At 37.3% G+C, this 15,037-nt stretch carries 11 protein-coding genes; 1 reads left to right on the top strand and 10 read right to left on the bottom strand.

What is annotated here, in order from left to right; genetic code table 11:
- Positions 1 to 119: 119 nt before the first annotated feature.
- The 5 genes from MKY80_RS03825 to MKY80_RS03805 all read right to left on the bottom strand — a co-directional run bounded on the left by MKY80_RS03825 (position 120) and on the right by MKY80_RS03805 (position 5,907).
- Entirely contained in the window at positions 120 to 1,304 is a 1,185-nt protein-coding gene (locus MKY80_RS03825; RefSeq protein ID WP_107921548.1) for an iron-containing alcohol dehydrogenase, read from the bottom strand.
- A 16-nt stretch (positions 1,305 to 1,320) separates the two neighbouring features.
- Positions 1,321 to 2,082, bottom strand: a complete 762-nt coding sequence (locus MKY80_RS03820; RefSeq protein ID WP_089985208.1) for a 3-hydroxybutyrate dehydrogenase — start codon at positions 2,080 to 2,082, stop codon at positions 1,321 to 1,323.
- A gap of 12 nt (positions 2,083 to 2,094) precedes the next feature.
- Positions 2,095 to 3,411: a Na+/H+ antiporter NhaC family protein gene (locus tag MKY80_RS03815; protein ID WP_342532092.1), complete on the bottom strand. Its 1,317-nt coding sequence runs from the start codon at positions 3,409 to 3,411 to the stop codon at positions 2,095 to 2,097.
- A 66-nt stretch (positions 3,412 to 3,477) separates the two neighbouring features.
- Complete coding sequence (locus MKY80_RS03810) at positions 3,478 to 4,998, bottom strand: CoA-acylating methylmalonate-semialdehyde dehydrogenase (RefSeq protein ID WP_342532993.1); 1,521 nt, start codon at positions 4,996 to 4,998, stop codon at positions 3,478 to 3,480.
- A 15-nt stretch (positions 4,999 to 5,013) separates the two neighbouring features.
- A complete protein-coding gene (locus tag MKY80_RS03805; RefSeq protein WP_090002009.1) occupies positions 5,014 to 5,907 on the bottom strand; it encodes an NAD(P)-dependent oxidoreductase in 894 nt (297 codons plus the stop codon).
- A gap of 235 nt (positions 5,908 to 6,142) precedes the next feature.
- On the opposite strand from MKY80_RS03805, the gene MKY80_RS03800 reads away from it, so the two are divergent.
- On the top strand, positions 6,143 to 6,754 hold the full coding sequence (locus tag MKY80_RS03800; protein WP_342532086.1) for a TetR/AcrR family transcriptional regulator: 612 nt from the start codon (positions 6,143 to 6,145) through the stop codon (positions 6,752 to 6,754).
- A 45-nt stretch (positions 6,755 to 6,799) separates the two neighbouring features.
- On the opposite strand, the gene MKY80_RS03795 is transcribed toward MKY80_RS03800, so the two are convergent.
- The 5 genes from MKY80_RS03795 to MKY80_RS03775 all read right to left on the bottom strand — a co-directional run bounded on the left by MKY80_RS03795 (position 6,800) and on the right by MKY80_RS03775 (position 14,987).
- Positions 6,800 to 8,806, bottom strand: coding sequence for a bifunctional diguanylate cyclase/phosphodiesterase (locus MKY80_RS03795; RefSeq protein ID WP_008174133.1), 2,007 nt, complete (start codon positions 8,804 to 8,806; stop codon positions 6,800 to 6,802).
- A 29-nt stretch (positions 8,807 to 8,835) separates the two neighbouring features.
- Positions 8,836 to 10,992 carry an RNA degradosome polyphosphate kinase gene (locus MKY80_RS03790; protein WP_008174135.1) on the bottom strand — a complete coding sequence of 719 codons (2,157 nt, stop codon included), beginning with the start codon at positions 10,990 to 10,992 and terminating at the stop codon, positions 8,836 to 8,838.
- Positions 10,982 to 12,535, bottom strand: a complete 1,554-nt coding sequence (locus tag MKY80_RS03785; protein WP_239354224.1) for a Ppx/GppA family phosphatase — start codon at positions 12,533 to 12,535, stop codon at positions 10,982 to 10,984. Before MKY80_RS03785 ends, MKY80_RS03790 begins: the two co-directional genes overlap by 11 nt.
- A 161-nt stretch (positions 12,536 to 12,696) precedes the next feature.
- Complete coding sequence (locus MKY80_RS03780) at positions 12,697 to 13,599, bottom strand: chemotaxis protein (protein WP_008174137.1); 903 nt, start codon at positions 13,597 to 13,599, stop codon at positions 12,697 to 12,699.
- 65 nt (positions 13,600 to 13,664) lie between these two features.
- Positions 13,665 to 14,987 (bottom strand): MFS transporter, encoded by a 1,323-nt coding sequence (locus tag MKY80_RS03775; protein ID WP_008174138.1) that lies wholly within the window; start codon positions 14,985 to 14,987, stop codon positions 13,665 to 13,667.
- Positions 14,988 to 15,037: the final 50 nt, after the last annotated feature.

The following is a 15,037-nucleotide window of genomic DNA, read 5'->3' as shown; positions in this document are numbered from 1 at the left end:
TTCATTAAAATTTTACTATATTTTCTCGAAACTGTCATTTTAATTCTGTCAATTGCACTTTTTATTTTCTATAAAAACATAAAAGAGCTATCCACATGAATGAATAGCTCGGAAATTTTTTAGAATTCATAAGTATAAGCTGTATGATATAACTCCATTAGTTCCTCTTTTGTTGGTATCTTTGGATTATTGCTAGGACTACCACTTGCAATTGCGTCTTCGACCATTTTAGGGATGGCCTTATAATACGCGCCTTCCTCTATCCCCCACTGTTTTAAATTTCCAATATTCATTCGTTTACACATTTCTTTAATGGAAGAAATAGCTAACTGAGCAAGGTCTTCTTGTGATAGAGTTTCATTCTTTTCATGAAAGAACTGGCCTAAAACTGCTAACCGATCTATACAAGCTTCTTTAGAAAATTCTAAAACCACTGGTAAAAGCATAGCATTGGAAATACCATGGGGCACGTGGAATAACGCACCTATTGGACGAGACATTCCATGTACTAATGCAACCGAGGCATTAGAAAAAGATAGACCTGCCTGCATGGAGCCTAATGACATAGCTTCTCTCGCATCTACATCATCCCCTTGCTCATAAACTCTCAAAATATTATGGACGATTAAATCCATGGCAGAAAGAGCAAGTACATTTGAATATGGATGGGCTAAACGGGACAAATAACTTTCAATGGCATGGCTTAAGGCATCAATCCCTGTAGCTGCAGTAATCGCAGGTGGTGATGTAATCGTTAAAATAGGATCAACAATGGCAACCGTTGGCATAAAGGCAGGCTGCTTAATCATCATTTTGACTTCACTCTTTGTATTGGTAATAACAGTGGCATCTGTTGCCTCTGAACCTGTTCCAGCTGTCGTTGGAATAGCAATATGTGGGATTGGCACTTGCTCTGCCATTTTTGCCATTTTCATATAATCTCCTATGTAGCCACCGTTTGTAGCCACCACTGCAATCGCCTTTGCTGTGTCAATACAGCTTCCACCTCCAACAGAAATGATAACATCACAACCTTCCTGCTGAAGAAGATGTAGCCCTTCCTTTACATACGTGTCATCTGGTTCAGTTACTACCCCTAAGTATGGAACCGCTTCTATTCCATATGTGTTTAACAAACTTCTACATTGCTTCACAAAGCCTAAGCTGTCCATAATTGGATCACTAATAATAAGTGCTTTAGTGCCGAGTTTTTTAGCATACTCGCCCACCTCTTCAAAGGAATCACGCCCATACACAAGCGTTCCAGGTGAATGAACGGTAAAGCTTGTTTTTGTTTGAATCATCTTTTTCCCTCCTACACTATTGAGCTGTATACCCACCATCTAAAAGAATAGCTTGACCCGTTAATCCTTTAGCTAAATCACTCGCCAAATATAATGCAAGCCCTGTAACTTCCGATACATCAAGTAAGCGTTTTTGAGGTACAAGTGGATAGAGCACCTCTTCAAGTACTTCTTCTACTTGAATTCCTCTAGTTTTCGCTAAATCTTTAAATTGATGGCGCACTAGTTCGGTATCAACATATCCTGGACAAATCGCATTTACCGTAATTCCATCCTTTGCTACTTCCAGCGCAGCTACCTTCGTTAAACCAATGACTCCATGCTTTGCCGCATTGTAACCTGCCTTACCTGCAAATCCAATCACACCATTAATGGAGGCCATATTGATAATACGACCAAATTGATTTTTCTTCATATGAGGTAATACATATTTCATCGCAATAAATGGTGCAACGACCATTACTTTTTGCATGTCTTCGAAAATTTCCGTCTTAAAGTCTTCAATAAGGGAGACATGTTGAAATCCTGCATTATTAATTAAAATATCTAACGTTGTAAAGCGATCGATTGTCCATTCAATTGCCTCTCGTATGACTTCTTCATTTGACACATCACATGTATAAGCCGTTAAGGAAGGATTGTTTTCAACGGCCTCTCTTAAAAGCTGTTCATTTTTATCCGTAATTACGACATTGGCTCCTTGTTCGGTAAATGCTTGTGCCATGGAAAGACCAATACCACGAGCTGCTCCAGTAATGAATACTGTTTTTCCTTGCATACAACATTCCTCCTACATCCCTATTGAAAATAATATAATGGCAATTATTGTACCGATGGTTGGAATCATAACCGTCAACGCTCCAAATGGCATATAGGCGTCCTTATGCTTTTCATTACAGACTGAATTAATGGTAGTGACAACATAACCACCATGTGGCAAAGAATCAAGTGATCCTGATGCAATGGCAATTGTCCGGTGCAATGCCTCTGTATCTACCCCCATATCAATATAGTGGGGTGCAAGCAAAGGCATCGCAATTGTTTGACCACCCGATGCTGAACCTGTTAAACCTGCAATGACAGCAATCGCTAGGGCTCCCCCAATTAATGGACTACCAGGAATATTTGTCATGACATCTACTGTAGCCAAAAAGGATGGCGTTGCTTTTACGACACCACCAAAGCCTACTACAGCCGCTGTATTAGCAATAGCAATAATGGCACCCATTGCTCCCGCTGCTAATGTCGCTCCAACGGATTTGGCATACTTGTAACTCACTAAATAGGCGACAATACAACCACTTGTCAAAGCGACAATTAAAGCAGAAGTTCCAAGAGAATTATGGAAAGCAAAAGAAATCACTAAAACGACTAGTAATGGTATTTGACTAAGTAGTGGACTAGGAAGCTTCTGCGTTTCATCAACCACTGGATCTGTTGAGCGTTCAATAAATATTTCCCCATTGTTCACAGCTCGTTTAATCATCCAATTCAGCCAAAGTGAACCACCAACAGCCATAAAAATAGCGACAACAATACTAACTTGCCATCCTGCATAGGGTGTCGTTCCAAGGTATTGAATTGGAATCCAATTTTGAATTTCAGGTGAGCCAGCTGACGTCATCGTAAAAGTGACCGAGCCTAGACCAAGTGCAGCGGGGATAAAGCGTCGTGGAAAGTTCGCTTGTTTGAATAAACTGATGGCCATTGGATAAACAGAAAATGCAACGATAAAAACAGAAACACCCCCATATGTGAGGACCGCTGCGGCTAATACAACCGCATATGTTGCATATTTCACCCCGATTTTTTCAACAATCCATTTAGAAACACTATCAGCTGCTCCTGTATCCTCCATAACTTTCCCGAAAATAGCACCTGCCATAAACATTAAATACCAAGAACCAACGAAACCAGTAAATCCATCCATATAGCTCGTTAGAAAATTAGCTTGATTTTCATTAGCGGTTTGTGGAAAAAACGCAAGACCATTAGTTAAAGCAGCTAACAGTGCAGTTAACGGTGCTGAAATAAGTAAATTAACGCCTCTCATTGTTAAATACACTAATAATGCTAAACTACCAAAAAGACCAATGTACGCCAACATGTACATCCCTCCCCTCCCCTTTTTTTTGGAAAAAGAGCTGTATATTGCTACAGCTCTTTGTTGGTACTAATCGTTATTGCTTGGGAATGCAAATGTTGATGCAATTGATGTATCACTTACCATCCAGCGTTCTGAAACGGTTTTTGTCTTTGTAAAAAATCGCGCCTGATCTGGACCAAACATATGCCCTTCACCAAAACGAGACCCTTTAAAACCAGCAAAATTATGGTAACCTACTGGAATAGGAATTGGTACATTCACTCCTACCATGCCGACGTCTATTTCTGTTGTGAATTTACGAGCTGCTAATCCATCATTTGTAAAGATAGTGACACCATTTCCTAGCTCATGCTTATTAATTAGTTCAATAGCCTCCTCCAGAGAATCTACGCGTACAACATTACGAGCAGGTCCAAATACTTCTTGCTCATAAATTTCCATACCTGGCTTTACATGATCTAATAATGTAGGACCTACATAGAAACCTTTTGACTCTTTAACAATATCCAACTCACGACCATCACAAATAATGGAGGCTCCCTCAGATTCTCCACGATCAATGGCAGCGAGTATTGCTTCTTTTGATTGTTGAGAAATAACTGGACCAAAGTCTGAATCTGGATTTGTATATGGACCCACCTTTAGATTAGTAATTTTTTCCTTTAAAATCGACACTAGACGATCAGCAGTATCTTTTCCTACAGGCATGATTGTGGATATCGCCATACAACGTTGAGATGCTGCTCCATAGGCTGCCCCTATAAAGGCGTTTGCAACTTGTTCAAGATCTGCATCTGGCATGACAACCATATTGTTTTTTCCACCGCCAAGTGCCGTTACACGTTTCCCATGCTTAGAACCAGTTTCATAAATATACTTGGCCACTGGTGTTGAGCCCACAAATGAAATCGCTTGCACAGCTGGGTTCTCTAAAAGTTCATTGACTGCATCTTTATCACCATTCACCACTGTCCAAATTCCATCTGGTAAGCCCGCTTTTTTCCATAGCTCACTAACATATAAAGCAGTCATTGGTACACGTTCAGATGCTTTTAAAATCACAGCATTTCCGACCGCAATGGCCATACTCGTTTGAGCTAAAGGCACCATGATCGGGAAGTTAAAGGGTGAAATGGCCGCTACCACACCAAGTGGATATTTTGCGGAATAAGCGTTTATTTGACCTCCAACATTAACGGAGTACTCACCTTTCATGAGATGTGGGGCACCGATGGCTAAATCGACAGATTCAAGACCTCGTGTAATTTCACCTTTGGCATCTTCCAACGTTTTTCCGCTTTCCTTACAAATAATTTGTAGTAGCTTTTCCATATTTTCTGTCATAAGATTGCGGAACTTTAAGACGATTTCTGCACGTTTAGCCACAGATGTATTACGCCATAATGGAAAGGCTGCTTGAGCCTGCTCGATTGCCTCTTTTGTCTCCTCTACTGTTGCCAGTGGCACTTTAGCAATGACATCACCCGTAGTTGGATTGTATACAGAGCCAAATCTGCCACTTTTCCCTTCAACTAACTGTCCACCAATAAAATGCGTTAATGTTTTTACCTCTTGAGCTGTCGTCATCATCATTTCCTCCTCTTATAATTGTTTTATTTTACATGTATCCTTTAAGCTTAAATAAGCTGCAGACATATCATTTTCACCATAGCCCTGCTGAGCAATCTCACTATAAAGTTCCACCAATTTTTCCCCAATACGTAGAGATACACCAGCTTCATCAGCCATGCCCTTTGCTAACTTCAAATCTTTCAATAATAGATTCGTTGAAAAACCAGGTGCATAATTATTATTTTTCATATATTCCACATAGTTACGCTCATAAATCCGACTTTGACCGTAGCTATTACTTAATACTTCATACAGCGTATCCGCATCAATCCCCATTTTTTCACCAAGCACAATCGTTTCAGCTACAGCCTCTGTGTAAAACCCGATCATTAGATTATTTAATAATTTAAGACGTGTACCTACACTTGAGGATAAACCTAGATGATAAATATTTTTACCGACTATTCCGAATATTTCACTTGCACTATCATAATCGTCCTTGCCACCACCGACCATTATCGTTAAGGTAGCATTTACAGCTCCTATGACCCCTCCACTTACAGGTGCCCCTAAATATCGTAATCCCAACGTACTTGCTTCTTTATGTAACGAATCATTTAAGTCAGGATTGACCGTACTAAAGTCAACCAGTAAGGCACCTTTCTTAGCATGATGTATAATGCCCTCCTCTGATAAATACACCATTTCTACAATTTGAGGAGTTGGTAGGCTAGTCATTACCACATCACATTGCTTTGCAACATCCTTTGCTGATGCAAGACCTATTCCGCCAGCTTCTGTAAATAGCTCCACTGCCTTTGCATTTGTATCAAAGCCATACACCTCATAGTTTGCCTTTAATAAGTTAATAGACATTGGTAACCCCATATTTCCTAACCCGATAAAACCTAATTTTCTATCCATATGGATATCCCCCAATTCTTGAAAATTCAGCAATAGTGCTGGATGGTCACTAGCCAACTACTGTTTTTTATCGTAACATTAATAACGAGATACCTTTAATTGACCTCGGTCAGTGACTACGGTCAATTAAATCATAATCAAAATAAATCCATCTCGTCAATTAAAAATTTTATATTTTCAGAATTTTTAATTTAGAAAATATTTTACAATACTTAATATCGGAGGTAATCTCACTATGGAATCTCTAACTAACAGGCAAAAGAAGGCATTAGAAACTCGTGATAAATTATTAAAAACATCATTAGATCTATTCAACAAATTCGGATTTGAACATGTTACTGTCGAACAAATTACAAAGGCTTGTCATGTCTCAAAGGGTACATTTTATACACATTTCCCATCTAAATATGATGTTATTTTAGAAAAATTTAAAGAACTGGATCACTTTTATAGCACTGTAGAAAAAAATATCGACCCTACATTATCGGCAAGTGAAAAAATTTTATTCGTGTATCAAGAACAAATGAAATACTTAACGAATGTTGTAGGAAAGGACCTGTTACGCACTGTGTATACTGCTGCAATGACAAATCAGGTAAAACAGGATCATTACTTAATTAATCCCGAGCGCAAGATTTTTCAAATAATGAATACATATATTGAGGAAGGGCTACAACAAGGTGAGCTAAGACATGATGTATCAGCTCATGAAGTGCAAGCCATCATACAACGTTGTATGCGTGCCAATGTTTATGATTGGTTAATTCACGGTGAAGACTTTGACTTGGCCGCTGAGATGAATCGATTTACAGCTATTGTGTTAAACGGCCTCAAAAGCGTCAAATAAAAAAAGTAGCACTTCATCCTATGATGATGAGTGCTACTTTTTTAACTAGCTGACGAAATATTTCTGTACAATTGTTTCAACGGGTAAAGGTTTATTATACAAATAACCTTGTCCCTTTTGACAATGATGACGTTTAAGGAAATCAACTTGTGTGGGCTCTTCGATTCCTTCAGCAATTACCTCTAGCCCTAGGTTATGAGACATCGAAATGATAGCTTTAATGATGGCCTCATTTTTGTCATCTTTAGCGATATCTCTAATAAACGATTGATCGATTTTTATAATATCGATTGGATAACGCTTTAGATAGCTTAATGAAGAATAGCCTGTTCCAAAGTCATCTACTGACACATAAACCCCTAATTGCTTCAATTCCGTAAGAATCGAAAATGTCTCATGAACATTTGTCATAGAGCTTTCGGTAATCTCTACCTCCAGAAGTTCTGGAGGCACCTCGTATTTCTTTAATGCCGCTTTTATTTTTCGTGCGAAGTTTTCTTTTCTGAACTGTTTTGGTGATATATTGACGGCTATTCTTACAGGACGATACCCTTTGGATTGCCATTCATTTTGATGACGACAAACCTCGTCAATAATCCAATCACCAATTTCAATAATTAATCCTGAAGCCTCCGCAATAGGTATAAATTGTGCTGGTGACACAAAACCAAATTTACGGTTATTCCATCGCAATAAAGCTTCAAAGCTATTGATGCTATTATTTGTTAGGTCCATCTGTGGCTGGAGATGCAAACTAAGTTCATTAAATTCAATAGCACGTCGTAAATGCGCTTCCATTAAAGCTTCATTCGGGAAAATTGCCGTCATATCTTCACGATAATAACGATAGTGAGATCGTCCATGCTCTTTAACAGAAAATAAAGCCTTATCAGCTTTCCTTACAAGTGTCTCTAAATCCTTGCCATCTGCTGGACTAAGGGAGATACCGATTGAAACGCTAATAAAATATTCCTGTCCTTCTATCATAAATGGCTGCTTTAAAACTTCCAAAATGGCATTAGCGGTATGTTCAATTTTTTGAATAGTCGCATCTTTTAGTACAAAGATAAACTCATCACTGTTATAACGAAAAAGGGCACATTTTGAATAGCACAGTTCATTAAGCCTTTGACTAAACATACGCATAAGCTCATCCCCCTTACTTTCACCTAGGGATTCATTAAATTTTTTAAAACGATCTATATCCACTAAAATAAGGGCTGCTTGCTTATGCTCTTGTTTTTTATCGTTTAGATGATGTAGCCAATGCTCCTTGAATGCCTTACGGTTCCAAATACCTGTTAATTCATCCATTAGCGCTAGGTAATAAAATGCCTCATGATCATTCATAAATGAATTTGCATCTTTTACAAATAAATGGACACCTATAACCTCACCATTATAATAGGTAGGGTGTGTTCTTAAGTAAAAAGGCTCTTTACTTAGCAATTGGTTCTTAAACAAGCATTTCGGCATACCAAAAGCTGAGCCTTCAATAGTTTTAGCAAATAATAATTTAAATTCTTTCATATATTTACTTTCCAATAATGAAAAAATATCTCGTCCTATTAGACATTGCTGCTCTCTAGAAAGTGCTGACGTAACGGCCATATTTTGATGAATAATTCGGCCTTGTAAATCGACCGTTAGCACAGGACTCACATGTTGTTCCACGTATTGTAAATAAGGTTTATCTTCTATCTGTGTTTCTCTCAAAATAACCGCAACCATGGATTTAGAAAAGTGTTGTACATGAATAGCAAATGCTCGTTCATAATAACCGGTACCTAATTTCAGGACATGCTGTGTATGGTCTTCTTCGTTTAGAAAATTCGACAACTGCAGCCAGCATTGCTTGGTAAAAAAACGTTCAGCGTTCGTCGCTGCTTTATCTTGCAGCTCCATAAATGATAATAACTTATCATTAAAATCAACGACCTCGAACACCTTTTTATCAACTTTTCTCAAACAAATGACTGCATCAAACGGATTCATTTGAATGAGTTGTTGATAATCTGCAAATGGCGCTACACTCTCTCTATAATTTTTCATTCTATCCCTCACTAAGTATCGTGTTTGCTCTATTCTTCGTCTAGCGTAGGCTTTAATGCATCTTGTAAGAAAATCTCCTGGCTATTCAATGGATCTTCACTACGATCAAAATCTTTATAATGATACTTACCATTGGAATCTTGAATACGAGCCTTAGCAGTATCCATTAATTGTGTATTCATTATGTCAATAATACGAGTTTTTGCTTCATTTGCATATACAGGGAATAAAATTTCTACACGTTTAATCATATTGCGTGTCATCATATCAGCTGAAGATAAATATACTCTATTCTCTCCATTATGATGGAACCAATAAATTCGGGAGTGTTCAAGGAAACGACCGACAATACTTGTTACTGTAATGTTTTCACTAATGCCAGGGATACCAGGTCTAATACAGCAAATACCACGTATGATAAGCTCTACCTTTACCCCAGCAATCGAAGCCTCATATAACTTCATCATAAGATCTTTGTCTGTCAATGAATTCATTTTAGCTCGAATAAAACCATTCCCGTATTTTTTATGACAAGCAATTTCTTCATCCATTAATCGAATAAATTCATCTCGAATATCAAAAGGTGCCACGACTAAATGATTAAATGTAGGTTTTTCTGTATAGCCACTTAAATAGTTAAAGAAGTTTGTCGCATCAATACCAAATTCTTTATCTGTCGTTATTATGCCCATATCCGTGTAAATTTTTGCAGTGGCATCATTATAATTTCCTGTGCCAAGATGAACAAAGCGTTCAATTTTGCCATTCCGACGACTAACGACTAATGTGATTTTGGAGTGTGTTTTTAAATTGTTCATCCCATAAATAACAAGACAGCCTGCTTGTTCTAGCTGTTTTGCCCAATGCACATTATTTTCTTCATCGAATCTGGCCTTTAATTCAACTAAAACTGTTACTTGTTTACCATTTTCTGCTGCCAGCTTCAGTGCTTGAATAATGGGTGAATTACCACTTACTCGATATAATGTTTGTTTGATTGCTAAGACATTGGGATTTACGGCTGCCTCAGAGATAAAATCAACGATTGGTGCAAATGATTCATATGGATGATGGAAAAAGATATCTTGTGTTAATGCTTTTTCAAAAATATTTTCATCGGATTGTAAATCTAAAGGTGGCTGTGGAATAAAACTTTCATATTCCAGATGTTCACGACCAACAGCTATACCTTTAACAAAAGAGAACATAAAGGTTAAATCTAAAGGTCCATCAATATGGAAAACGTCATTTTCTTCAATTTCAAATTCATCTAATAAGTAGAGAAGTACTTCCTCATTCATTTCTCCAACTCGAACTTCTAAACGGCTTCCTACTCCCCATTTACGTTTCTTCAATTCTTTTTCAATTTCAACGAGAAGATCCCTTGCTCCCTCTTCATGGATCGTTAAATCTGCATTCCTTGTTAAACGGAAGGCTTGTGCTGATTTTACGCTATAGCCATAAAATAATTTTTCAATATGCGCTACAATGACATCTTCCAACAATACAACGACCGTTTTACCTTCTTCAGTGGGCACTTTAATATAACGATCTAAAACAGATGGCACTTGAACGATTGCCACTTTTTCGCGACTTTCAAGATCCGATTCATCCTGCTCTAAAAGGACAAGTAAATTGAGTGTTTTCCCTAGCAATGTAGGGAATGCACGATACGCATCTACTGCTACAGGTGTTAGAACTGGGAATATAGTTTCTGCAAACATTTCATTAATAAAAGCTTTTTGTGTGCTATTTAAATCTTTCATGTCTGCAATATGTACATTATGCTGTGGTAATAAATCATAGATTAAATGGCGGTATACTTCAGTTTGTCGACGCACTAAAGCCTGTGTACGTTCTGCAATTTTAGCTAATTGTTCCTTTGGTGTTAACCCAGATTTATTCTCAGCTTTATGGAACCCTGCGCGAACTTGATCTTGTAAGCCAGCGACACGTACCATAAAAAACTCATCGAGATTTGAGCTAAATATAGCTAAAAATTTCAAACGTTCGAGCAGAGGATTATTCACATCCTCCGCTTCCTCTAATACACGTTCATTAAAAGCAAGCCAGCTTAACTCTCGATTATTATAGTATTGAGGCTTCGCAATCTCCTCTAATAATTGACTATGATTTTTTAAAAACTCTTCCTCATTCAGCTCGTTATTAGTTATTTCAGTTGTCATCCGTATTCCATCCTTCTTCAATAAAATTGATTGTCATTGGGATTTTTAATGCTCGCTCTAAATGCTTTTTATGTCGATTAGCTTGATACTTTTCAGCTGCTGCATTGTTCTTTACATAAATATTGAGCTGTACATAATCTTCCTCTGGATGCATCTCAATTGCATGTACAACATTTCGCTTTGAGACATTTAAAGCATAGACAAATTTTAATAACGCTCCAAAATCTCGTATTTTTCGATAGTCCTCACGATTCATCCAAGTGGAGAACGGGGCAGCAAATCGTTCAAAATAATCTTTGTTTTTATAAGAGGCTAGAAGGGCTAGTTTGACTCTTTCTGGGTGATTTAAACCATCAATAGATTGATTCGCAATCAAATAAAAGGTGTGTTGGCTTGCAGAGCTTAATTCGATATATTCACCGATATTAAAAACCTTCGCTGCTTTTCTTATTAACTGCAAATCTTCTACATTATATGTTAAATAGCCTAAATGACAACATTCGCGATACAATTGATCAGCTAAATGCATCAAATAATCAACCTCTTTTTCTGTTCGACCATACTGTCGTGCAAGCCTTCTGGCATTTCCTTCAAACACATTATATTTATCAAAGGCATTGCTATCTGCTTGCAAAATCTTTTTAATAATCAGTCCCTCACGTAAACCCTTCTTCGTAAGCTGAAATGACTTGGTTCCTACAGTATCCATTAACACTCTAAATACTTCTAAGGCAGGTAAAATAATATCAGCTCGGTCTGAAGACAGGCCATCTAGCTGCTTCAATTCTTGGAAGCTTAATTGACCTAAAAATAAGCTTAATTCATCTAAATTTTCTTTTGTCATTTCGTATCCATGGACACTAGCAATGGGATAATCATGTTTTTGTTGATGAATCTGTGCAATATTACGTGCACTCCCCCCAATTGCAATAATTGGTAAACCACTATTTTGAATCCATGATAATGTTTGAAATTGCTCTTTTATAAAGGCAATAAGCACCTTTCTTTCACCGCTATTCATAATGTCGCCCTTCACAAAACGTTGCTTTAAAGAAACTGTCCCGAATGGAAAGCTATGTGATTGCAGAATTTCTTTGTTTTCAAACAGCGTAATTTCGGTACTACCACCACCAATATCAATCGTAACTCCCGATTTGGTTCCACTGGAATAAGCAACAGCTACAAAGCCAAAATATGCTTCTTCTTCTTCTGATAAAAGCTCAATTTGAATACCAGTTCGTACTTTCATTTCTGCAATTATTTGGTCACGATTAGACGCTTGGCGGATAGCAGCCGTTGCCGCCGCTTTCACATCTGTCACTTCAAAATCTTCTAACATCGCTTTAAATGTTTGTAATGTCTCGGCTAACACATAGATTCCTTCTTCAGACATCTCACCAGAGGGTTGTATATATGTACGTAAACGTGCCACCGTTTTAATATTGCCTAGTTCATGGAGTCCCTCTTCATTGTTGTACTGATATAACACTAAACGAATAGTATTGGAGCCGATATCAATAATGGCTGTTTTAAGTTCATTCAAATAATCACATCCTTCAAGCATCTTCTAATTATTTTGTTCACAATATGTAGACCTATACAAAAAAGTCGGATACTTTAAAGGCATCCGACTTTACTTTCATTTATTTATACTTTCAGGATACCCATTATTAAAATTGTGAAGTATCATGTAAAGCACAACTATTACAGAATTAATTGGTCAACACGTAGGATGAGCTCTGCAATTTCTGGCTTACTAATTTGATCTTCTGCTCCTACCTGATCACCTTTATGACGAAGGTCATCCGTAATTAGACTTGAGAATATGATAACTGGAAGTTTTTGAAGATCAGGATGCTCTTTGATTTTTCTTGTCAAATGATGCCCATCCATTTGCGGCATTTCAATATCTGTTACGACTAATTGAATATGTTCTGCGATATCACTACCGCTCTTCGCAATTCCTTCTAAGTATTCATATGCATCTCGGCCATTTTCAAAGAACTCTACATTGTCATAGCCCGCTTCATTCATCGTATCAAATAATAACTTCCGTAATAATGGTGAATCCTCTGCAATTAAAATACGTTTACCGGTACGTTCACGTTTGCCCAGCTTTTTAACAGATTCCACACTTATGCCTGATTCAGGATTAATATCCACCATAATTCTTTCGAAATCGAGTAGTAGAATCATTTGCTCGTTTTGTTTAATAACACCTATAACTTGTGATGTTCCGCCTTGATACATATCTGAAGGCTTTTCAATTTGATTCCATGATATACGGTGAATTTGTGTCACGTTATCCACATGGAACACAACACGTTGCTTATTAAATTCAGCAACAATATATTTTTGTTGCGGGTTACGCTCAGTACTCTGAATTCCAAGTACCCGTAGCATATCCACAACTGGTAATACTTCACCTCGTAATTGAATGATTCCTTCTACATGCGGGTGCGCGTGTGGAATAAATGTTACTGGAATCGGTTGAATGATTTCTTTTACTTTAATTACATTGATACCAAATTTATTGTTAGCTACTTCAAATTCAACGATTTCTAGCTCATTTGTGCCACTTTCTAATAATATTCCTTTATGTTCCAATGCAACCCCGCTCCTTTCTCTACTTCAATTTATAATTCAATTGTATCATAGGCAATACATTTCTCCTACTTGCTATTTCCATTTTTATCATTAACTTTTAGATGTACCAATAGGCCAATGACTGTCATGACGATTAGCGTCGATAGTGCGACACGGCTAGCTAGTGTTCCGTAATCCTTCATCCATAATGTAACTGTTCCGTATACGGCTGGCCCAATAATGGATGATACTTTCCCAGAGAAAGCAAACAAGCCAAAGAACTGTCCACGTTTCTCATCTGGTGACAATTCAATAATATAGGTCCTAGACGTTACCCACATAGAGCCAAGTGATATACCAAAAAGACTACCTGCAAGCCAAAACATCCATTGTGCTGTCGCAAATACAGCAAACACTAAAGCGACAATCATAATGAGGGCTACCATAGTAATCGCGCGTTTAGCGCCTACTGATTTTGTAATATAGCCAAATGCCAAAGACCCAATTATCGTGGATACAGTAGAGACTAAATAAAGAATGATAAATTGACCCGAGCTAAAACCGACAATAGCCGTCGCGTAAACGGCCATCATTGCAATCGTAGTAGCGATAGCATCATTCAAAAAGAAATAAGCAATCATAAAAGTAAAGATCGCCTTATATTGCTTCATATCCTTAAAGGTTTGAATAATTTCTTTATAGCCATCTAAAAATTTTAAAGACTTCCTCTGTGCTTTTGGAATTGGCGTATCTTTATTGATCAAAAATAAAGGCAGTGAAAATAATAAATATAAAATTGCAGTAGGAATAAATGCACGATGAAAATCACTGTTGCCAACATACAAATAAACGAGAAGACCAAAAAGTGTACCCAAATACCCAATTGCAACGCCATAGCCAGATATAAGTGGCATTTCTTCTTTCGTTCCTAAATCTGCCATCATAGAATCATAGAATACTAGACTTGAATTAAAGAAGAACTTTGCAATGACAAAACTTGCCACGACTAAAAATAAACTAAGGGGTACGCCTGAGTAATGAGTGGTTATCTGTAAATCCGCAAATATCCCCATCATAAAAGTAAAAAGAATGGAAATAGAAGCAAACCAGACAATAAATCTTTTTTTATAGCCAGTATTATCAATCCACACTCCGAAAAGTGGAGAAAATACTACAAGTAATAAGCTAGCAATGGCATTCGCATACGAAATAAATGTACTAGCTACTTGTTGCATAACTTCATTTGTTCCTAATACCTCATCCATATAAAACGGGAAAAAAATGGTATTAATATTTGAAGAAAAAATTGTATTAGCAAAATCATAGAAAGCCCAAGAAAGTATTGGTAATGATAAGTAAATCGCTAACTGACTTCGATGCTGGACGTCTATTGCTGAACTCTTTTTCATAAAACCCTCCCTTACATTCTCTATAATAATCAATTAATTTCTTTCCGTAA

Source organism: Lysinibacillus sp. FSL R5-0849, assembly GCF_038595075.1.
GTDB lineage: Bacteria > Bacillota > Bacilli > Bacillales_A > Planococcaceae > Lysinibacillus > Lysinibacillus fusiformis.
Note: the sequence above shows the minus strand (reverse complement) of the source record. Positions and strands in the feature narration are given on the sequence as shown.

Bases quoted from the DNA above. Each gene is read 5' to 3' on its own strand.
- MKY80_RS03800 (WP_342532086.1), top strand. From the start codon at position 6,143: ATGGAATCTCTAACTAACAGGCAAAAGAAGGCATTAGAAACTCGTGAT.
- MKY80_RS03790 (WP_008174135.1), bottom strand. From the start codon at position 10,992: ATGACAACTGAAATAACTAATAACGAGCTGAATGAGGAAGAGTTTTTA.
- MKY80_RS03815 (WP_342532092.1), bottom strand. From the start codon at position 3,411: ATGTTGGCGTACATTGGTCTTTTTGGTAGTTTAGCATTATTAGTGTAT.
- MKY80_RS03775 (WP_008174138.1), bottom strand. From the start codon at position 14,987: ATGAAAAAGAGTTCAGCAATAGACGTCCAGCATCGAAGTCAGTTAGCG.
- MKY80_RS03825 (WP_107921548.1), bottom strand. From the start codon at position 1,304: ATGATTCAAACAAAAACAAGCTTTACCGTTCATTCACCTGGAACGCTT.
- MKY80_RS03805 (WP_090002009.1), bottom strand. From the start codon at position 5,907: ATGGATAGAAAATTAGGTTTTATCGGGTTAGGAAATATGGGGTTACCA.
- MKY80_RS03810 (WP_342532993.1), bottom strand. From the start codon at position 4,998: ATGACGACAGCTCAAGAGGTAAAAACATTAACGCATTTTATTGGTGGA.
- MKY80_RS03820 (WP_089985208.1), bottom strand. From the start codon at position 2,082: ATGCAAGGAAAAACAGTATTCATTACTGGAGCAGCTCGTGGTATTGGT.
- MKY80_RS03795 (WP_008174133.1), bottom strand. From the start codon at position 8,806: ATGAAAAATTATAGAGAGAGTGTAGCGCCATTTGCAGATTATCAACAA.